Here is a 19,642-nt window from a genome sequence, read left to right on the forward strand (position 1 = left end):
TTCAGCGATTACCGGTCGCGCGAGGCTGCCTCCAGAAGCATGAAGACATAGTCGGAAAAGGAGCGCCAGCATTCCACACGGAAAGCGTCCCTCTCCGTGCGCCACAGAATGACCTCCGCCTTGCCGAACACCGTGCGTGAACATGCGCCAACGGGAAAGACGTCAAGCGAGAGATCCTGCGGGCAGCCGGCATTGAGTACCGCCTCGACACGCGGGCCGGAGACAAGCACCGCCGTGTTGCGGTGCGAGACATCGACGGCGGAGTGAAACGCGCTGACAGAGGCGCAGTCCTCCATCAGGTCGCCGCCATTCTCATCGATCACCAGCCATTCGTCGGGACCGAGCCAAAGCGCTGCGCGTTTGCCGCCTGAAACCGACGCTTTGGGGCGCTGCGGCAGGTCGAGCCCGAGCGCCTTCGACAGCGGTTTTAGCGCCGTTTCGGGTGCGCGAAGCAAAAGCCGCGTGGCCGGCTCCGCACGCACCAGCGTGATGCCTTCATCATTGAGAAAGCGCCCTTCGAGCGCGCCTGTGCGGGCGATTGCGTCAGCCATTGGTGCGCGCTCCCTTCTCGTCAAAGAAAACCGTGGAGGTGACTTCCACCGTGATCGCGCCTTCGGGCATTGGCACGTAGAGGGTTTCGCCCATGCGTTCATGTCCGCCTGCCACCAGCGCCAGCGCGATGGAATGGCCGCAATTCTCCGACCAGTAGGAGGAGGTGACATGGCCGAGCATGGGCACGGGAACCGGGGCGTCCGGATCGGCGACGATCTGCGCGCCCTCTTCCAGAACGGTTTTCGGGTCGCGCGTCCTGAGGCCCACGAGCTGTTTGCGACCGGGAGCCACGAGATCCGGCCGGGCAAGGCCGCGCATGCCGACGAAATCCGTCTTCTTCTTGCCAATGGCCCATGAAAGCCCCGCATCGTGGGGCGTTACGGTGCCATCGGTCTCCTGCCCGACAATGATGAAGCCTTTTTCGGCGCGCAGCACATGCATGGTTTCAGTGCCGTAGGCGCAGGCCCCGTGCTTTTCGCCTTCCGCCCAGACGGCCTCCCACACGGCGCGGCCATAGTCGGCCGGGACGTTGATCTCGAAACCGCGCTCGCCGGTGAACGACATGCGGAAAAGCCTCGTGGGAACGCCGCAGATCATCCCCTCGCGCACCGACATATGCGGCATCGCATCGTCGGAGAGGTCGATGCCTTCCACCAGCGGGGCGATGATGTCGCGGCTTTTCGGCCCCTGAACGGCGATCACCGCCCATTGCTCCGAGGTGGAGGTCAGATAGACCTTCAGATCCGGGAACTCGGTCTGGAGATAGTCTTCCATGTGGTTGAGCACGCGCGGCGCGCCGCCGGTCGTGGTGGTCACGTGGAAGCGGTCTTCGGCGAGCCGCCCCACCACGCCGTCATCATAGATGAACCCGTCCTCGCGCAGCATGACGCCATAGCGGCAGCGCCCGACGCCGAGCTTCTGCCACGGGTTGGTGTACATCAGCTCCATGAAGCGCGCGGCATCCGGCCCGACGACCTCGATCTTGCCAAGCGTGGTGGCGTCGAAAATGCCCGCACTCTGACGCACCGTGCGGCACTCGCGGGCAACCGCTGCATGCATGTCTTCACCGGCTTGCGGAAAATACCATGCGCGCTTCCACTGGCCGACATCCTCGAACACGGCCCCGTGCGCCTCCGCCCAGTCATGCATGGGCGTGCGCCGCACCGGCTCGAACAGACGGCCCTTGCCGTGCCCCACAAGCGCACCGAAGGTGACGGGCGTGTAGGGCGCGCGGAACGTGGTGAGCCCCACTTCGGGGATCGGCCGGTCCAGCATCTCGGCGGCAATGGCGAGCCCGTGCATGTTGGATGTCTTGCCCTGATCGGTCGCCATGCCGGTGGTGGTGAAACGCTTGACGTGCTCGATGGAGCGCATGCCCTCGCGCACCGCCTGGCGGATGTCCTTCGCGGTCACATCGTTCTGGAAATCGACAAAAGCCTTGGCCGTGCTTTCGGCTCCGGCCCCCTCGCCCGCACCCAGCATGCCGCCGGACCAGCGCTCGGTGCTGTCGGCCGCAAGTTTTGGCAGCTTGCGGGCCACGCCACCGGCGGCCTCATGCCCGGCCTTCAGGGCCTCGGCGACGGTTTCGCCAAGATCGATGTTGCCCGCACACGCGCCAACCGAGACCAGTTCCTGCACGGCATTGCCCGGCAGGAAGCGCTGTGTTTCCGCATCGAAGGCCAGCTTGCCGCGCGACTGCGAGAAGAGGTGGACGGCCGGTGTCCAGCCAGACGAGGTCAGAAGCGCATCGCAGGCGATCGTGCGCTCCGCGCCGCCGGAAACCGGTCGTACCTTTATGGATGAAACCCTGAGCCGCCCGCCCGTGCCGGTGACGGCATGCCCCGTCAGGCACTCGATGCCAAGCCGGCGGGCCTCTTCCACATGCGGCCCCTGCGGATCGGGCCGGCAGTCGACGATGGCGGCAATGCTCACGCCGGAACGCTTCAGGTCCAGAGCAGCCTGCCAGGCACTGTCCCCGGCCGTGTAGATCGCCACATTGCGCCCCACCGTGACGCCGAAATGGTTCAGATAGGTGCGGGCGGCGGACGCCAGCATGATGCCCGGCCTGTCATTGTCGGGAAACACCATGTGCCGCTCGATGGCACCGGTGGCGAGCACGACACGCTTTGCCCGCACCTGCCAGAGCCGTTCGCGCGGCTGATCGGTGGCCGGACTGACCAGATGATCGGTCAGCCGCTCGACGAGCCCCACCATGTTCTGCGCGTAATAGCCGAAACCCGTGGTGCGGGTGAGAAGCCGGACATTGTCGCGCGCGGCGAGATCCGCCGTCACGGCCTGCGCCCAGTTCCAGCCGGGCATGCCGTCGATCATCGCGCCGGTCTCATAGCGCAGAGCACCGCCCGTTTCCGCCTGTTCGTCGGCCAGAATGACGCGCGCACCGGCATTGGCGGCAGCAAGCGCTGCCGAAAGCCCGGCAGCCCCACCGCCGATGACAAGAACGTCGCAATGGGCGAAACGGTTTGCATAACAATCCGGATCGGGCCGGTCGGGCGCTTCGCCAAGACCGGCGGCGCGCCGGATGAAGGGCTCGTACACCCGCTCCCAGGCAGCCTTCGGCCACATGAAGGTCTTGTAGTAGAACCCGGCGGAGAAGAAGGGCGACGCCAGATCGTTGAGCGCACCGACATCGAAGGAGAGCGAGGGCCAGCGGTTCTGTGACACCGCGTTGAGCCCCTCATGAATTTCCTGAACCGTAGCCCGCACATTGGGCGCCCTGCGTGCTGCATCACGGTGAACGCCGACCAGCGCATTGGGTTCTTCCGCACCGGCGGAGACCATGCCGCGCGGGCGATGATATTTGAAGGAGCGGCCGACAAGATGCACGCCATTGGCAAGCAGGGCCGATGCAAGCGTGTCGCCATGCAGCCCCTCGAAGGACTTGCCATCGAAGGTGAAACGAACGGGATCGGCCTTGCCGAGCCTGCCGGCGGTGGCGATGCGGAAAGGCTGAGCCATCACTTGCCCTCCCCGTCTAGATCAGGTTTGGGCTCGCCTGCCTTATAGGTCGTCAGGAACCGGTCCGACACGGTGTCGCGCGCGGCATTGAAAAACCGGGCGCAGCCATGGATGTGCCGCCAGCGTTCATAGACGATGCCCTTGGGGTTTGAGCGAATGAAGAAGAAGCGCTCGAAATCTTCATCCGACAGTTCGGCCATGTTTTCAGGCCGGGCGATATGCGCCTCGCCGGCATGGCGGAACTCCAGCTCAGGCCGGCCTTCTTCGCAATAGGGGCAGTGAATGAGAAGCATGTGATCCCCTTGTTTTTAGAGCGCCGTGCGTCCATTCGGACGCACAAAGGTCGCTCTGACCTGTTGAATCTGCGCATCGTGCTTTCCGAAGATCGTTTCCGATTTTCGGGCCGATGCGCTAGTGCGCCACGGCGGCAGCAGCCGCCTCATCGATGAGCCGGCCATTGCGGAACCGCTCCAGCGTGAAAGGCGCGTTGACGGGATGCGGCTCGTCGCGCGCGACGGTGTGGGCAAAGACATGCGCCGAGCCCGGCGTCGCCTTGAAGCCACCCGTGCCCCAGCCGCAATTCACATAGAGCCCGCTGACCGGCGTTTTTGCGAGAATGGGCGAACGGTCGGGCGTGACATCGACAATGCCGCCCCAGGACCGCAGCATCTTCATGCGGGTGAAGATCGGGAACATCTCGCAGATGGCGTCGAGCGTGTGCTGGATGATGTGCAGCCCGCCGGTCTGTGAGTAGGAGGTGTATTGATCGGTGCCCGCCCCGATGACCAGTTCGCCCTTGTCGGACTGGGAGATATAGGCGTGGACCGTGTTGGACATGACCACGCAGGGGAAGACCGGCTTGACCGGCTCCGACACCAGCGCCTGAAGCGGGTAGGATTCCAGCGGCACCTGAACGCCCGCCATCTGCATCAGCACCGAGGAATGACCGGCGGCGACGACGCCCACCTTCTTCGCGCCGATGGTTCCACGCGTGGTCTCCACGCCGGTGACGGCCCCGTCTGGCCCGCGATTGATGTCGGTGACCTCGCAGTTCTGGATGATGTCGACGCCGCGCGCGGCGGCTGCCCGCGCATAGCCCCAGGCAACCGCATCATGGCGGGCCGTGCCGCCGCGCCGCTGCAGCGCTGCACCCATGACCGGATAGCGCGCCTCGCGCGAAATGTTGAGCGGCGGGCAATAGGCCTTCGCCTCTTCAGGCGTCAGCCACTCATTGTCCACGCCGTTCAGCCGGTTGGCGTGGATATGGCGCTTGAACACCTGCACATCGTGCACATTGTGCGCCAGCATCATCACGCCGCGCGGCGAATACATGACGTTGTAGTTCAGATCCTGCGAAAGCCCGTCCCAGAGCTTCACGGAATGATCGTAGATGCCCGCGCTCTCGTCATAGAGATAATTGGAGCGGATGATGGTGGTGTTGCGGCCTGTGTTGCCGCCGCCGAGCCAGCCCTTTTCCAGCACGGCGACATTGGTGATGCCGTGCTCCTTTGCGAGATAATAGGCCGTTCCGAGCCCATGGCCGCCGGCTCCGACAATGATGACGTCGTAACTCTTCTTCGGCTCGGGAGAGGACCACTGTTCCGGCCAGCCCTTGTGGCCACGCATGGCCTCGCGGGCGATGGCGAAGACGGAATATTTGCGCATGGGCCTCTCCGCAATGCAGGCAGCGCGCCGCAGCCGGGCGCGTTCAGACACAGCCTAGCAGTAACGAAATCCCGCGCAATGGCTTGCGCTGATTGCGACGGCGCTTGCCGTTTTGCGTCAAATTTCGCGCTGAAGAAGACCCGTTGTCACGCAGCCAGATACTGGCTCTCTGCCTGCCGGCGAACACGCTGCGCCAGCAGACAGCCATAGGCCAGGAAAAGAAGCGAGATATAGAGCTCGCGCACCTCGGAGAGCTCATATCCATCCACCATGTCGACGCCGCGAATGATGAACACCAGCTTGGAGAACACATAAATGGCGGCAAGGGCGATGGCGGCAAGGCGCAGCTCGGAGGATTTGAGCTGGCGCACGATATCGAGACAGATCAGCAGCCCCAGGAAAAACCAGACCTGATAGGGCACGATGTTCCAGGATTCGAACATCAGTGACGCCACGGGCAGCCCGAAAAGCGCGAAGATGCGCGGCGGGATATAGGGCTCCACCTGACCGAAGAGACCGCCCGCACCACGCGGCCAGCACCAGGGCAGGACCACGAAGCAGAAGATCGCGCTCGTGTAGTAGATGGCCTCGAACTGGTAGGTGTAGAAATTGTGGATGTTGGTTTCATTCTGGATGTTCTTGCTGAAGAGATCGGGCGTACCCCAGCCCAGCCAATGCTGCCCCCAGGACATCTCCTCCATCAGAATGAGAAACACCACGCCGGCCATGCCGGCCAGCACGAGACATGGCGGGAAGACACCGAGAAGGCGCGCGCCGCGCACGCTGCGCGACCGCCAGGCCGCAACGAGGAAGCTGATGACTGCCGCAATGAGCAGAACCTCGGTCGCCATGCCCAGCGGCTGCATCTCGCGCACAAAATCATTCAACGAGGTGGGAACGAAATGAACGGCGGCGGCGACCGCCAGAAGGAACCCACCAGCGACACCAATGCCCCAGAACGCCTGCGCCCGCTCGCCCCGAACGACCTCCAGGGTGCGCATGACAGGCTTCAACGCGATGAAAAGAAAAAGTGCAGCCAGAAAGGAAATGCCAATCCGGGCGCGACCGAAGGGCGTGAAGTCCGGATCCCCCTTGCGCAGCAGGCCATATCCATGGATGAGTTCGCCATAGACGGCCGAGCCAACAACCAATGCGAAAGCGGCCATGCCGAAACCGAGCCTCATCACGCTGGTTTTTAAGCCAGTGCCGGCCCGCCCATACTTCTCCGACATGTCGATATACTCCAATATACAAGACACGCCTGTGTAGTGCTCTTTCCTTTTCTCTACGTTAACGGGAACTGCCAGTTGAGCGCTTCCGGAAAAAATGCGAAAGAAAGCGCTCGACAGAAATATACCGTTCTGGTATGAGCCAGCGCTATTCGTGGCAGAATATGGCTGCGGAAACCTCTGCCCATGGGCGGAGGAAACCAGAATTCACTTTTGAAAATTAGAAGACCAACGTTCTGACAGGAAACCCACGTGCAGGTACTCGTCCGCGACAACAATGTTGATCAGGCGCTTCGCGCGCTGAAGAAGAAAATGCAGCGCGAAGGCATCTTCCGCGAGATGAAGATGCGTGGGCATTACGAAAAGCCGTCGGAAAAGCGCGCCCGCGAAAAGGCTGAAGCCGTTCGCCGCGCCCGCAAGCTGGCCCGCAAGCGCGCCCAGCGCGAAGGTCTGGTCGGCGGTCGTCCGGGCGCACGCTAACAGCGCCCATCTTTCGACGATTTCTGTCTGTATCGAACGCGGTTCGACCCTGTGGTCGCGCCGCGTTTTTGCTTACATATATCTCTGCACGAGGATGGGAGTTCTGCATGAGGACGGCAATGGCTTGGTTTGACACTTCGGTTATGGCATTAAAAGCCATGACTTTTTTCCCAGCGCCTTCGCCCAACCCCCAGAGCCCTCGTGACATGAGCCCCCGTAACATGAGCCCCCCTGACATGAGGCCCAGCCGCATGCGTTCCCGCCCCCTCAGCCATGGACTTGCCGGCCTCGCACTGGCGGCCCTGTTACCGCTGGCCGCCTGCCAGTCCGGCTCCAATCCGGCGACGGACATCAGCCGTGTGGATACGGCTCAGGGTTCTGCGCAGAACATCGGGTCGCTCAGCTCGGTCATCGACCGCACACCCAACGAGCCCGAAGCCTACAATATGCGTGGCGCGGCTTACGGACGTGCAGGGCGCTATCAGGAGGCGCTGAAGGATTTCGACAAGGCGATCTCGCTTAATCCGCGCTCGCCAAACGCCTATGCCAATCGCGCGCTGATCCACCGCTATATGGGCAACGACCAGCAGGCGCTGGCGGACTATAATCAGGCGATCTCGCTCGATCCCAATTACGACACCGCCTATATCGGCCGCGCGGAAATCTATCGCCTGGCCGGCCGCAGCACGGATGCGCTGGCGGATCTGGAGCGTGCGATCCAGCTCGATACGACGGACCCGCGCGCCTATTACCGTCGCGGCCTTCTCTATCAGGCTACGGGCCAGCATCCGTTCGCCATCGAGGATTTCGCCAAGGCGATCTCGCTCGCGCCCGATCAGCCCTATGGCTATAATGGCCGCGGCCTCTCCTACCTCGCCCAGGGCGACGACGAGAACGCATTCTCCGACTTCAACACGGCCATCCGGCTCGACAAGGACGTGGCGGAGAGCTGGGCAAACCAGGCGCTTGTCTACGAGAAACGCGGCGACAGGGCGAAGGCTGCCAAGTCCTATTCGCGCGCCCTTCAGCTCGATCCGGACTACATTCCCGCACGCGATGGTCTGGCGCGCACCCGCGCCTGATTCTCACGCACTCGCAGACTGCTGATCTTCTTTCAACGGCCCGCCATCGCGCGGGCCGTTGACGTATGGTCACCAAATTTAATCTGGAACCTTCTCTTTCGTGACGGGTTGTGAGGCCGGACGAAAAAGGAGTTCCAGTGATGAAAAAAGCAATCATTCTCGCTTCCGCCCTGACCGCCGCAGCCGCAGCGCCTGCCTTTGCGCAGGAACGCGTCGAGGTCGGCGTTCTGGACTGCGTGATCGAAGGCGGCGCGGGCGTTGTGATCGCCTCTTCCCAGGAACTGGCCTGCACCTTCGAGCCCGCCGGTGACGAGCGCCCGCCGGAGACCTATGTGGGCGTGGTGAACAAGTTCGGCATCGATGTGGGCGTGAAGGACGCCACGCAGATGCAGTGGCTGGTTCTGGCCCCGACGGCGGACGCCTATGCGCCGGGCGCGCTTGAGGGCGACTATGCCGGCGTGAGCGCGGAGATCGCAGCAGGCCTGGGTGCGGGTGCAAACATCCTTGTCACCAAGGAGAGCGAGAGCCTGATGCTGCAGCCGGTGAGCCTTGAGGGCAAGACCGGGCTCAACGTCGCCCTTGGCGTCAGCGAATTCCAGCTGCGTTCGACCTCTGCTGCCGAGTGAGCCCTCCCTGCCCCACCCGGCACCAATAAAAAAGCCCGGCTTCAGGCCGGGCTTTCTTTTGTCCAGAGCGCTTCCACTGTTCGTTGAATCGCGGAAGCGCTCTCATTCACTGTCTTTGCGCAATTCCGGGCGGAAAACCGGTTCCCACTTTTCCTGGAACTGCTCTAGTGATCCATCGCCTTGACGATGTCTTCGGTCATCTTCTTGGCGTCGCCCAGAAGCATCATCGTGCCGTCCTTGTAGAACAGCGTGTTGTCGATGCCGGCATAGCCGGAGCCGAGCGAGCGCTTGACGAAGAGACAGGTGCGCGCCTTGTCCACATCGAGGATCGGCATGCCGTAGATCGGCGAGGTCTTGTCGTCACGCGCGGCCGGGTTGGTCACGTCGTTCGCGCCGATGACATAGGCAACGTCTGCCTGAGCGAACTCGGAGTTGATGTCTTCGAGCTCGAACACCTCGTCATAAGGCACCTGGGCCTCTGCGAGCAGAACGTTCATGTGACCGGGCATGCGGCCTGCAACCGGGTGAATGGCGTATTTCACCTCGACACCGGCTTCCTTCAGCTTGTCGGCCAGCTCACGCAGCGCATGCTGCGCCTGGGCGACGGCCATGCCGTAACCGGGCACGATGATGACCTTCTGCGCATTGGCCATCAGGTAGGCGGCATCGTCTGCCGAACCCTGCTTGACCGTGCGCTCGATGCCATCGTCTGCAGCCGCTGCCGTCTCGCCGCCGAAGCCGCCGAGAATGACCGAGATGAAGGAGCGGTTCATGCCCTTGCACATGATGTAGGACAGGATCGCACCGGAAGAGCCAACCAGCGCGCCGGTGATGATGAGCGCGAGGTTGCCGAGCGTGAAGCCGATGCCGGCTGCGGCCCAACCCGAATAGGAGTTGAGCATGGACACGACGACCGGCATGTCAGCACCGCCGATCGGGATGATGATGAGTACACCGAGCACGAGCGAGGCGATCACGATCAGCCAGAAGATCGAGGTGCTCTGCGTGGTGACGAGCAGCACGATCAGAACGACCAGCGCGATTGCCAGACCTGCATTCACCACATGGCGCATGGGCAGGAGGATCGGCTTGCCGGACATGCGGCCATCGAGCTTCAGGAAGGCGATGATGGAGCCAGTGAAGGTGATCGCGCCAATGGCAACGCCCAGCGACATCTCGACCAGCGCCTGCGCGTGGATCGCGCCCAGCGTGCCGATGCCGAAGCTTTCCGGCGCATAGAGCGCCGCGGCGGCAACCATCACGGCGGCCAGACCGACCAGCGAGTGGAAGGCAGCCACGAGCTGCGGCATCGCGGTCATGGCGATGCGCTTTGCAATCACCGCGCCGATGCCGCCGCCGATGGCGAGGCCGAGCACGATGAGCACGAACCCGCCGAAGGAGGGCGTTGCGTAGAGCAGCGTCGTGCCGATGGCGATGGCCATGCCGACCATGCCGTAGACATTGCCCTGACGGCTGGTGGTGGGATGCGACAGGCCCCTCAGCGCGAGGATGAAGAGAATGCCGGAAACGAGGTAGAGGAAGGATGCAAGATTGGCGCTCACGTCACTTGTCCTTCTTCTTGTACATGGCCAGCATGCGGCTGGTCACGAGGAAGCCGCCGAAGATGTTCACCGACGCCAGGATGAGCGCGATGAAGCCAAAGCCCGTGGCAAGCCCGGAAGCGGAGATGCCCACGGCGAGCAGCGCACCGACCACGATCACCGAGGAGATCGCGTTGGTGACCGACATCAGCGGCGTGTGCAGCGCCGGCGTCACCGACCAGACAACGTAGTAGCCAACGAAAATCGCCAGTACGAAGATCGCGAAGCGGAAGACGAACGGGTCGATCGCCCCGCCGGATGCGGCATGCGCGAGTGCGCTGGCTGCATCGGCGACTTCGGCCGACTGCATGCTTTCAACGGCGGCGCGAACGCTCGCCCCGGCGCTGTCGAGCTGGTCGAGCGCCTTTTCTAGTGCGGTTGGTTCCATCAGGATTCTCCCCCCGATTTGGCTGCGGCAGGCTTGTCGGCAGCGCTGGACGCGCCAGCAGGCTTTGCTGCCGTTTTCTGGGCCGCTGTTTTCTTCGTCGCCGCGCCTGCTGCAGCCTTGGCTGCGGGCTTGCGGGCCGGCGCCTTCTTGGGCGCGGCCTTCCTGGGCGCGGCCGCCTTGGCCACCGGCTTTACGGTGTCGACGAAATTGGGATGAACCACCTTGCCGTCATGGGTGAGCATGGTGGCCTTCACCAGCTCGTCTTCCATGTCGACGGCGAGTTCCTTCTTCTCCTTGTCGACCATGGTCTCAAGGAAGGTGTAGAGGTTCTTGGCGTAGAGCAGCGAGGCGGAAGCAGCCACACGGCCCGGCACATTGAGGTGACCGACGATCTTCACGCCATTGGCCGTGGTGACGACCTCACCCGCCTTCGCGCCTTCCACATTGCCGCCTCGCTCGACCGCCAGATCGACGATGATGGAGCCCGGCTTCATGGACTTGACCATGTCGGTGCTGACGAGGCGCGGCGCGGGCCGGCCCGGAATGAGCGCCGTGGTGATGACGATGTCCTGCTTGGCGATGTGCTCGGCGACGAGTTCGGCCTGGGCCTTCTTCTCTTCATCCGTCAGCTCGCGGGCATAACCGCCATCGCCGGAAGCATCCTTCAGCGCCTCGGTCATGATGAACTTCGCGCCGAGCGACTGGACCTGCTCGCCCGCAGCCGCACGAACGTCGGTGGCGGTGACGACAGCGCCCAGACGGCGCGCGGTTGCGATGGCCTGAAGGCCGGCAACACCAGCGCCCATGACGAACACCTTGGCAGCCGGAACGGTGCCGGCGGCGGTCATCATCATCGGCAGCGCACGATCATACTCGGCGGCTGCGTCGATCACCGCGCGGTAACCGGCAAGGTTGGCCTGCGAGGACAGGACGTCCATGGACTGGGCGCGCGTGATGCGCGGCATGAACTCCATGGCAAAAGCGGTGACGCCCGCAGCAGCCATGGCCGCAACGTCGCCCTCATTGCCGTAAGGGTCCATGCTGGCGAGAACCAGCGCGCCTTTTTTGTAGGTTTTGACTTCGGCCGGCGTCGGACGCCGCAGCTTCAGAACGACATCGGCTTTCGAGGCATCGGATGCCTTGCCGATTTTCGCTCCGGCTTTTTCAAATTCACTATCGACAATACGCGACTGCTCGCCTGCGTTCTTCTCGACGACAATGTCGAAACCCAGTCCAGCAAGCCGTTTGACCGTTTCGGGAGAGACCGCAACGCGACCTTCCGTAACGTCAACTTCTTTAGGCACAAATATGCTTTGTCCCACCGTCATATCCTTTCGGTTGGACCGTCCTCCCGGTCACGGAGCTGCGGCGGCAGCCCCGTTTGTTGTAGCGGATGACTGCTTCAGGGCAGCAGCCAGACACCCAGCGCAGTGATGAGGATGAAGAGAACGGTGCTGGAGAAAAAGCCAGCAGGGGTGAAGAAACCAAAAGCCATGGCCACCAGAATGGCGACGATCACCAGGCTTGAATATTTGATGACGGCCAGGAAGAGATTGTAGGTCTTCTCGTGCTCGGCGTAGTCCATTTCTGCGCCCGTTTCGGCCGGTCCGGCCGGCATATTCTCTGCCATCACAAAAACCCCATCGGAATAGAATTGGTCTTGGGAGATAGCGAAAAGATGGCGCAAGGGCAATGGGAGGATTGCCCGATAAACAGCCAGATGCGCTTTCAAACGGTTTGGGAGAACCGTTTTGGCCCAATCGGTACGCTTTTTGGAACAAATCGTCGGCACACCGCCGCAATGGAGGCGCGCAATCTCACTGCCAGATGAGAAAAGCCAGCCCGGGCGTCAGGAAAGCCAGCGCTTGCGCCGCTTGTAGTGCTTCACATTGCGGAAGGAGCGCCGTCCCTCGCCGCCGACGCCAAGGTAGAATTCCTTCACGTCTTCGTTTTCGCGCAGGGCCTTGGCCTCGCCATCCAGCACCACGCGTCCCGATTCCAGAATGTAACCGTATTTTGCATAGCGCAGCGCCACATTGGTGTTCTGCTCGGCCAGCAGGAACGACACGCCCTGCTCTTCATTGAGCTGTTTGACGATCTCGAAAATCTCTTCGACCAGCTGCGGCGCGAGCCCCATGGAGGGTTCGTCAAGCAGGATCATCTTCGGGCGCGACATCAGCGCCCGGCCAATCGCCGTCATCTGTTGCTCGCCGCCCGATGTGTAACCGGCCTGCGAGTTGCGCCGCTCCCTGAGGCGCGGGAAATAAGTGTAGACGAGTTCGAGATCCTCGCGGATCGCGGCCTGCCCGTCGCGACGGGTGAAAGCGCCCGTCAGGAGATTGTCCTCGACCGAGAGATGGCCGAAACAGTGCCGCCCTTCCATGACCTGAATGCAGCCCCGGCGCACCAGATCATTGGGCGAGAGGTTCTGCACCTCATCGCCACCGAACAGGATGGATCCCTTGGTCACTTCTCCGCGCTCTGCGTGAAGCAGGTTGGAGATCGCCTTCAGCGTCGTGGTCTTGCCGGCGCCATTGGCCCCCAGAAGGGCCGTGATGCCGCCGCGCGGCACCGAGAGCGAAACGCCCTTCAAAACCAGAATGACGTGATCGTAGATCACCTCGATATTGTTGACTTCAAGGATCTGCTCTGCGGCTTCTGCCGGTGATGCTGGCGCTGTGGTCGTCATGCTTGCATGTCCTGTTTGAGCGGATCGCCGCTCCCCGTCGGGGCATTGAAGGGGAGCGGCGGCAGAAGGTGCTACATCTTGCACTCTTCATTGACCGGCCAGGGCGCATTCGCCTCGGCATACTCCTTGGCCTTTTCAAGCTCGAGCGGCTCGATCTCGGCGCGGTCGGGCGTCAGGAGGTCGGACGCCTTGACGAACTTTGCGCCGTCCCACTGCAGCATCCAGCCGCCGCCATGGCCCGTGTGGTTGGAGCAGGAGGTGCTGAAGGGCACGAGCATGCCATCCGCGCCCAGCTCTTTCAGGCGGGCTTCATCCAGATTGATGTTCTCCAGCCCCCAGCGCAGCTGCTCCGGGCTCGGCGTGCGAACGTCGAACTCTTCCTGAGCGGCCTTGATGCCTTCGACCAGGATCACGGAGATCATCAGACCGCGCTGATAGAACACGGAGTCGAACTCGCCCTCGGACTGGTTGATCTGCGACTTGCCGGCATCGACGACATATTTCTTGATGTCGGCCATCAGCGGGGCTTCGGAATTCGGCACACTCCACGAGATGGAGCGATAACCCTTGCCCTGTTCGCCAACCAGTTTCAGGTCGCCATCATGGCCGGACCACCAGACGCCGACGAACTGATCCATCGGATATTTCGTCTTCACGGCTTCGGTGATGGCGCCGGCGTTCATCGCGCCCCAGCCCCACATGACCACGAAATCCGGACGCTCACGGCGGATCTGCAGCCACTGCGCCGACTGGTTCTGCATCTCGGTCAGACCGACCGGGATCGGCACCAGTTCGAAGCCGTGCTTCTCGGCCAGCACTTCAAGCAGCGGAATGGGCTCCTTGCCGAAGGGGTGATCGAGGTGCAGGAAGGCAATCTTCTTGTCCTTGAGACTGTCGAGATTGCCGTCGGAAATGTTCTTCAGGATCATCGACGCGCCATCCCAGTAGGACGATGGCGGGTTGTAGGCCCACTGGAACACCTTGCCGTCGGCCATCGGCGAGAAGCCGTAGCCGGGAGCCAGAATCGGGATCTTGTCGACATTCGATTTCGGCAGAACCTGAAGCGTAATGCCCGTGGACCAGGGCTGCGTGACCACGGCCCGCGCCTTGGTCTTCTCGTAGCACTCGACGCCCTTTTCGGTGTTGTAGCCGGTCTCGCACTCGTCATAGTCGAGTTTGACGCCGTTCAGCCCGCCATCACGTTCGTTGAGCAGGGTGATGTAATCGCGCTGACCGTTCATCAGCGGCGTACCGGTGGCCGCAAACGGGCCTGTGCGGTAGGCCAGGTTCGGAATGTAGATGCTATCGTCCTGCGCCATGGCAGGCCCGGCAATGCCAACGCCCATCATGAGCGCCGACGACAGGATCGCAGTTTTGAGCATTCTCTTCATACTGTCTCCTCCACTTGTTCCGTTCTTCAAAAGGAAGGGGCGAACAATCCCCGTTTGATGCCCCCTGCCCGCCTAGTGCGGGAAGGGCCAAAGAATGAACTTTTCGCGGATCATGGCCCAGAAACGCGCCAGACCGTGCGGTTCGATGATCAGGAAGGCGATGATGAGCGCGCCGATGATCATGATGTTCAGGTGCTCGACCATGGCGGAATCGACCGGGATGCCGAAGGCCCCCGGCACGCTGCTGATGATGACCGGCAGCGCCACGATCAGGATCGCCCCGAGGAAATTGCCGAGGATCGAGCCAAGCCCGCCGATGATGGCGATGAACAGCACACGGAACGAGAGCGGAATGTCGAACAGGTTCGCTTCCGCCGCGCCGCGCCACAGGAACACGAACAGCGCCCCGGCAATGCCCACCACATAGGACGACACGAAGAAGGCCATCAGCTTGGTGCGCATCAGGTTGATGCCCACGAGCTCGGCGGCGATGTCCATGTCGCGCACCGCCTTCCACATGCGCCCGATGCGGCCGCGCGTGATGTTGATGGCGAAGAAGGTGATCGCACAGACCACGCACAGAACGAAATAATACTGCGCCATGGCCGTGGCGCGCGGCCCCGCGACCGTGATGCCGAACAGATCGATATTGGGCACCTGGATCGCGCCGGAGGCGTTGTAATTGTAGAGCCAGGCCCATTTCTGGAACAGCCAGACGAGGAAGAACTGCGCCGCCAGCGTGGCGATGGCCAGATAGAAGCCCTTGATGCGCAGCGATGGCAGGCCGAACAGCACGCCAATGGCCGCCGAGAAGAAGCCCGACAGCGCGATCGCCACGACGATGTTCATCTCCGGAAAGATTGAGACGAGCTTGTAGCAGGCATAGGCACCCACGCCCATGAATGCGCCGGTGCCGAGCGACAGCTGCCCCGCATAACCGGTGAGGATGTTGAGGCCGAGGGCTGCCAGCGAATAGATGAGCACCGGGATCAGGAGTGCGCGAAACGCGAACTCGCTTGCGGTGAACGGAAAGATGACGAAGGCGAAGATCAGGATGACGCCGAGCAGGATCGCATCCTGACGCACCGGAAACAGCGCGTGATCGGCTTCATAGCTGGTCTTGAACTGGCCTGCTGTGCGGTAAAACATGGATTACACCCGCTCGATGATTTTTTCGCCAAACAGCCCCTGCGGGCGGAAGAGAAGCACGAGCAGCGCCAGCATGTAGGCGAACCACGCTTCGGTGTTGCCGCCAAGCAGCGGCTGGCCCCAGTAGATCTCGAAGACCTTTTCCAGAATGCCGATGGCCAGCCCGCCGATGATCGCGCCCATCACGCTTTCCAGACCGCCGAGCATGAGCACCGGCAGCGCCTTGAAGGCGATGACCTCCAGCGCGAAGGACACACCGGCCCGCGCGCCCCAGACAATGCCCGTGGCGAGTGCGATGACACCGGCGATGAACCAGACGATCACCCAGATGGTGGAGAGCGAAATGCCGACGGACAGCGCGGCCTGATGGTCATCGCCAAGCGCGCGGATGGCCCGGCCGATCTTGGATTTGTTGAGGAAGACCAGAAGAGCCGCCACGAGAACCATGGCTCCGATGACCGCCGTCAAATCCTTTTCCTCGATGGAGACGAAACCGCCAAACGGCTCGAACACAATGCTGCCGGTCGGGATGAAGAGCTGCTCGGTGATCATCACCTTGTTCTCGCCGCCGAAGATCAGTTCGCCGAAGCCGATCAAAAACAGGGTGATGCCGATGGTCGCCATGAACAGGATGATGTCGGGCTGGTTGACCAGCGGCCGAAGCACCACGCGCTCGATGGTCATCGCAAGGATCAGCATGACGACGAGCGTGAGCGGCAGCGCCAACAGGGCGGGAACGCCCTTTTCATAGAGGCCCACCAGCGTCAGCGCGGCAAACACCACCATGATGCCTTGGGCAAAATTGAAGATGCGCGAGGATTTGTAGATCAGCACGAAGCCGAGCGCGATCAGCGCGTAAAGCACCCCGCCGACGAGCCCTTCCCAGAGCACCTGAAGCAGGAAATCGGGAGCCGCAGCCATATCGGCGAAGGGCTGCACCAGAACATCGTTCAAGAATTCCATACGTTCCTCCCCTCGCCGCCTAGTGCGGGACACCCAGATAGGCGTCGATCACGTTCTGATTGTTTTTCACCTCGTCAGGCGGGCCGTCGGCGATCTTCTTGCCGTAATCGAGCACCACCACGCGGTCGGACAGATCCATGACCACGCCCATATCGTGCTCGATCAGCGCAATCGTGGTGCCGCGCTGCTGGTTCACGTCGATGATGAACCGGCTCATGTCTTCCTTTTCCTCGAGGTTCATGCCCGCCATGGGCTCGTCGAGGAGAAGAAGGGTCGGCTCCATGGCGAGTGCGCGGCCGAGCTCGACGCGCTTTTGCAGGCCATAGGGCAATTTGCCCACCGGTGTGCGGCGAATGTGCTGGATCTCCAGAAAGTCGATGATTTCCTCGACCTTTTCGCGATGCTCGATCTCTTCGCGCAGCGCAGGCCCATGCCAGAGCATCTGCCAGCCAATGTTGCGCTTCATCCTGACCGAACGCCCGGCCATGATGTTGTCGAGCGTCGACATGCCCTTGAAGAGAGCCACGTTCTGGAAGGTGCGGGCGATGCCCTGCCCCACCGCCTGATGCGGCTTCATGGATCGGCGCTCCTTGCCGCGAAAGATGATGGTGCCTTCCTGCGGCGTGTAGAAACCGTTGATGACGTTGAGCATCGAGGTCTTGCCGGCGCCATTGGGACCGATGATGGCGCGGATCTCGCCCTTCAGAACGTTCAGCGAAATGTCGGTGATCGCCTTCACGCCGCCGAAGGAAAGCGAGACATTCTTCACGTCGAGAAGCACACCGCCCCTGGCAATGCCGTCATCGGGCGCGGTGAGCTCATTGGGATCGGGGCGCGGGTTCATTCGGCAGCCTCCCGGACATTTTCGGCCGGAACCTCATGGATCTCGGCATCGACGATCTTGACCGTCGCGCGGATGACGCCCTTGCGGCCATCCTCATAAGTGACCTGGGTTTCCACGAACTTCTCCGTCGAGCCATCGTAGAGCGCCTCGATCAGCTCGCCGTAACGCTCGGCGATGAACTTGCGGCGCACTTTCTGGGTGCGGGTCAGCTCGCCGTCATCGGCATCCAGCTCCTTGTGCAGAACGAGGAAGCGCTTCACTTGCGAGGCCGCCATCAGGGGCTCGCGGGCGAGCCTGCGATTGGCCTCGTTCACATGCGCGGCGATGGTCTCATAGACGCGCGGATGCCCGGCCAGTTCCTGATAGGACGCGTAGGCGATGTTGTTGCGTTCGGCCCAGTTGCCGACCGCCTGCAGGTCAATGTTGATGAAGGCTGCGCAGAATTCGCGCCCATGGCCGAACGCCACCGCTTCCTGAATGTCGGGGAAGAATTTTAGCGTGTTCTCGATGTATTTCGGCGCAAACAGCGCGCCCGAGGCGAGCTTGCCGACATCCTTGGCCCGGTCGATGATCTTGAGCTGGCCGTCGGTGTCGAAAAAGCCGGCATCGCCGGTGTGCACCCATCCATCCTCGGTCTTGGTTTCGCGGGTTGCCTCGTCGTTTTTGTAGTAGCCGACGAAAACGCCCGGCGAGCGATACATCACCTCGCCGCTCTCGGCGATGCGGATTTCCACCTCGGGCGATGGCAGCCCCACCGTGTCGGGACGGATCTTTCCGTCTTCCTGTGCGGTGATGTAGACGGTGGCTTCCGTCTGGCCGTAGAGCTGTTTCAGGTTCAGCCCGAGCGAGCGGTAGAATGAGAAAAGTTCCGGACCGATGGCCTCACCGGCCGTATAGCCGACCCGCATGTTCGAAAAGCCCATCCGGTTTTTCAGCGGGCCATAGACCATGAATTCGCCGAGCCGGTATTTCAGCCGGTCCACGAACCCGACCTGCTCGCCATTCAGAATGCGCTCACCGACCTTTGCGGCATGGGCGAGGAAATAGTCGAACATGCCCTTCTTGAGCCTTCCGGCATCTTCCATCCGCACCATGATTGAGGTCAGCATGGCCTCGAAGACACGCGGCGGCGCGAAGAAATAGGTCGGCGCGATCTCGCGTCGGTCTTCGTTCACCGTTTCCGGACTTTCGGGACAGGCAACGCAGAAGCCCGCCGTATAAGACTGGGCGTAGGAGAACAGGTGATCGCCCACCCATGCCAGCGGCAGATAGGCAATGATCGTCTCGTTCTCGGTCAGATTGTCGAAGGCGTTGCCGTTGATGGCCGAGCGCACGAAATTGTCGTTCGACAGCATCACGCCCTTGGGGCGGCCGGTGGTGCCGGAGGTGTAGAGAATGACCGACAGGTCATCCCCGCGCCCCTTCCCGATCTCGGCCAGCCAGCCGGCATTCGCCTCGGGCTCCCCGGCAAAGCGGCGCATGCCCGTTTCGCGCACGCTGTCATAGGCATGAAGATGGGTGTGGTCGTAATCCCTGAGGCCGCGCTCCTCGTCATAGACGATCTCGGTCAGCAGCGGCACCTCATCCGAGATGGAGAGAACCTTGTCGACCTGCTCCTGATCCTCGACCACGGCGAAGGTGACCTCGGCATGGTTGAGCACATAGGCCATCTCTTCCGCCACGGAATCGGCATAGACCGGCACGGGAACCGCGCCCAGAGACTGGGCGGCGGCAAAGGTCCAGTAGAGCCTTGGCCGGTTGGAGCCGATGACGGCGATCTTGTCGCCGCGCTTCAGGCCGATTTTCTGAAGGCCGAGCGCGAAAGCCCGGACCTCCTCAAGCTGTTCTGCCCAGGTCCAGCTCTGCCAGATGCCATAGTCCTTGAAACGCATGGACGGCCGGTCGCGGAACCGCTCGGCGTTCAAGAGCAGATATTTGGCGAACGTATCCTTAGACGCGTCTGTATGCGCCAAGTCGCTTACCTCCCACTGTCAGCGGTAGATCCGC

At 62.2% G+C, this 19,642-nt stretch carries 18 protein-coding genes; 3 read left to right on the plus strand and 15 right to left on the minus strand.

Translation table 11 applies throughout. The annotated features are described in order from the left end of the window. Positions 1-8: 8 nt before the first annotated feature. The 5 genes from JYP46_RS08355 to JYP46_RS08375 all read right to left on the minus strand — a co-directional run bounded on the left by JYP46_RS08355 (position 9) and on the right by JYP46_RS08375 (position 6,425). Entirely contained in the window at positions 9-551 is a 543-nt protein-coding gene (locus JYP46_RS08355; RefSeq protein ID WP_206547825.1) for a sarcosine oxidase subunit gamma, read from the minus strand. Next, the gene (locus JYP46_RS08360) at positions 544-3,528 is read right to left on the minus strand and encodes a sarcosine oxidase subunit alpha (protein WP_206547826.1); all 2,985 of its coding nucleotides are present in this window, start codon (positions 3,526-3,528) and stop codon (positions 544-546) included. Before JYP46_RS08360 ends, JYP46_RS08355 begins: the two co-directional genes overlap by 8 nt. After that, positions 3,528-3,821, minus strand: a complete 294-nt coding sequence (locus tag JYP46_RS08365) for a sarcosine oxidase subunit delta (RefSeq protein WP_206547827.1) — start codon at positions 3,819-3,821, stop codon at positions 3,528-3,530. Before JYP46_RS08365 ends, JYP46_RS08360 begins: the two co-directional genes overlap by 1 nt. Before the next feature lie 118 nt (positions 3,822-3,939). Further along, entirely contained in the window at positions 3,940-5,193 is a 1,254-nt protein-coding gene (locus JYP46_RS08370) for a sarcosine oxidase subunit beta (RefSeq protein WP_206547828.1), read from the minus strand. Between the two features lie 146 nt (positions 5,194-5,339). Further along, entirely contained in the window at positions 5,340-6,425 is a 1,086-nt protein-coding gene (locus tag JYP46_RS08375) for a hypothetical protein (RefSeq protein WP_206547829.1), read from the minus strand. Between the two features lie 249 nt (positions 6,426-6,674). On the opposite strand from JYP46_RS08375, the gene rpsU reads away from it, so the two are divergent. The 3 genes from rpsU (at position 6,675) to JYP46_RS08390 (ending at position 8,610) form a co-directional block, all read left to right on the plus strand. Beyond that, complete coding sequence (gene rpsU, locus JYP46_RS08380) at positions 6,675-6,902, plus strand: 30S ribosomal protein S21 (protein ID WP_007008828.1); 228 nt, start codon at positions 6,675-6,677, stop codon at positions 6,900-6,902. Positions 6,903-7,153: 251 nt separating this feature from the next. After that, positions 7,154-7,984 carry a tetratricopeptide repeat protein gene (locus JYP46_RS08385; RefSeq protein ID WP_162742200.1) on the plus strand — a complete coding sequence of 277 codons (831 nt, stop codon included), beginning with the start codon at positions 7,154-7,156 and terminating at the stop codon, positions 7,982-7,984. Between the two features lie 140 nt (positions 7,985-8,124). Continuing rightward, a complete protein-coding gene (locus JYP46_RS08390; protein ID WP_113152966.1) occupies positions 8,125-8,610 on the plus strand; it encodes a DUF992 domain-containing protein in 486 nt (161 codons plus the stop codon). Positions 8,611-8,774: 164 nt separating this feature from the next. Here JYP46_RS08390 and JYP46_RS08395 read toward each other — a convergent pair whose 3' ends face one another. The 10 genes from JYP46_RS08395 to JYP46_RS08440 form a co-directional block, all read right to left on the minus strand. Beyond that, positions 8,775-10,172: an NAD(P)(+) transhydrogenase (Re/Si-specific) subunit beta gene (locus JYP46_RS08395; RefSeq protein ID WP_113152967.1), complete on the minus strand. Its 1,398-nt coding sequence runs from the start codon at positions 10,170-10,172 to the stop codon at positions 8,775-8,777. 1 nt (position 10,173) lies between these two features. After that, positions 10,174-10,599, minus strand: coding sequence for a proton-translocating transhydrogenase family protein (locus JYP46_RS08400; RefSeq protein ID WP_113152968.1), 426 nt, complete (start codon positions 10,597-10,599; stop codon positions 10,174-10,176). Beyond that, a complete protein-coding gene (locus tag JYP46_RS08405; protein WP_206547830.1) occupies positions 10,599-11,921 on the minus strand; it encodes a Re/Si-specific NAD(P)(+) transhydrogenase subunit alpha in 1,323 nt (440 codons plus the stop codon). The genes JYP46_RS08400 and JYP46_RS08405 overlap by 1 nt, the downstream gene beginning before the upstream one ends. An 80-nt stretch (positions 11,922-12,001) precedes the next feature. After that, the gene (locus tag JYP46_RS08410; protein WP_113156012.1) at positions 12,002-12,229 is read right to left on the minus strand and encodes an aa3-type cytochrome c oxidase subunit IV; all 228 of its coding nucleotides are present in this window, start codon (positions 12,227-12,229) and stop codon (positions 12,002-12,004) included. 219 nt (positions 12,230-12,448) lie between these two features. Further along, entirely contained in the window at positions 12,449-13,288 is an 840-nt protein-coding gene (locus JYP46_RS08415) for an ABC transporter ATP-binding protein (RefSeq protein WP_206544209.1), read from the minus strand. Positions 13,289-13,359: 71 nt separating this feature from the next. Next, positions 13,360-14,679: an ABC transporter substrate-binding protein gene (locus tag JYP46_RS08420; protein ID WP_206547831.1), complete on the minus strand. Its 1,320-nt coding sequence runs from the start codon at positions 14,677-14,679 to the stop codon at positions 13,360-13,362. 72 nt (positions 14,680-14,751) lie between these two features. Beyond that, a complete protein-coding gene (locus JYP46_RS08425; protein ID WP_113152971.1) occupies positions 14,752-15,828 on the minus strand; it encodes a branched-chain amino acid ABC transporter permease in 1,077 nt (358 codons plus the stop codon). A gap of 3 nt (positions 15,829-15,831) precedes the next feature. After that, positions 15,832-16,791, minus strand: a complete 960-nt coding sequence (locus JYP46_RS08430; protein WP_206544211.1) for a branched-chain amino acid ABC transporter permease — start codon at positions 16,789-16,791, stop codon at positions 15,832-15,834. Between the two features lie 19 nt (positions 16,792-16,810). Further along, positions 16,811-17,635 carry an ABC transporter ATP-binding protein gene (locus JYP46_RS08435; protein ID WP_113152973.1) on the minus strand — a complete coding sequence of 275 codons (825 nt, stop codon included), beginning with the start codon at positions 17,633-17,635 and terminating at the stop codon, positions 16,811-16,813. After that, on the minus strand, positions 17,632-19,608 hold the full coding sequence (locus JYP46_RS08440) for an AMP-binding protein (protein WP_206547832.1): 1,977 nt from the start codon (positions 19,606-19,608) through the stop codon (positions 17,632-17,634). Before JYP46_RS08440 ends, JYP46_RS08435 begins: the two co-directional genes overlap by 4 nt. Positions 19,609-19,642: the final 34 nt, after the last annotated feature.

Source organism: Nitratireductor aquimarinus (assembly GCF_017255295.1).
Lineage (GTDB): Bacteria > Pseudomonadota > Alphaproteobacteria > Rhizobiales > Rhizobiaceae > Nitratireductor > Nitratireductor aquimarinus.

What these genes read in the sequence shown, in the direction of transcription:
- JYP46_RS08365 (WP_206547827.1), bottom strand. Translation starts at nt 3,821, where the DNA reads ATGCTTCTCATTCACTGCCCCTATTGCGAAGAAGGCCGGCCTGAGCTG.
- JYP46_RS08425 (WP_113152971.1), bottom strand. Translation starts at nt 15,828, where the DNA reads ATGTTTTACCGCACAGCAGGCCAGTTCAAGACCAGCTATGAAGCCGAT.
- JYP46_RS08435 (WP_113152973.1), bottom strand. Translation starts at nt 17,635, where the DNA reads ATGAACCCGCGCCCCGATCCCAATGAGCTCACCGCGCCCGATGACGGC.
- JYP46_RS08400 (WP_113152968.1), bottom strand. Translation starts at nt 10,599, where the DNA reads ATGGAACCAACCGCACTAGAAAAGGCGCTCGACCAGCTCGACAGCGCC.
- JYP46_RS08420 (WP_206547831.1), bottom strand. Translation starts at nt 14,679, where the DNA reads ATGAAGAGAATGCTCAAAACTGCGATCCTGTCGTCGGCGCTCATGATG.
- JYP46_RS08385 (WP_162742200.1), top strand. Translation starts at nt 7,154, where the DNA reads ATGCGTTCCCGCCCCCTCAGCCATGGACTTGCCGGCCTCGCACTGGCG.
- JYP46_RS08375 (WP_206547829.1), bottom strand. Translation starts at nt 6,425, where the DNA reads ATGTCGGAGAAGTATGGGCGGGCCGGCACTGGCTTAAAAACCAGCGTG.
- JYP46_RS08370 (WP_206547828.1), bottom strand. Translation starts at nt 5,193, where the DNA reads ATGCGCAAATATTCCGTCTTCGCCATCGCCCGCGAGGCCATGCGTGGC.
- JYP46_RS08390 (WP_113152966.1), top strand. Translation starts at nt 8,125, where the DNA reads ATGAAAAAAGCAATCATTCTCGCTTCCGCCCTGACCGCCGCAGCCGCA.
- JYP46_RS08430 (WP_206544211.1), bottom strand. Translation starts at nt 16,791, where the DNA reads ATGGAATTCTTGAACGATGTTCTGGTGCAGCCCTTCGCCGATATGGCT.
- JYP46_RS08355 (WP_206547825.1), bottom strand. Translation starts at nt 551, where the DNA reads ATGGCTGACGCAATCGCCCGCACAGGCGCGCTCGAAGGGCGCTTTCTC.
- JYP46_RS08415 (WP_206544209.1), bottom strand. Translation starts at nt 13,288, where the DNA reads ATGACGACCACAGCGCCAGCATCACCGGCAGAAGCCGCAGAGCAGATC.
- JYP46_RS08410 (WP_113156012.1), bottom strand. Translation starts at nt 12,229, where the DNA reads ATGGCAGAGAATATGCCGGCCGGACCGGCCGAAACGGGCGCAGAAATG.
- JYP46_RS08360 (WP_206547826.1), bottom strand. Translation starts at nt 3,528, where the DNA reads ATGGCTCAGCCTTTCCGCATCGCCACCGCCGGCAGGCTCGGCAAGGCC.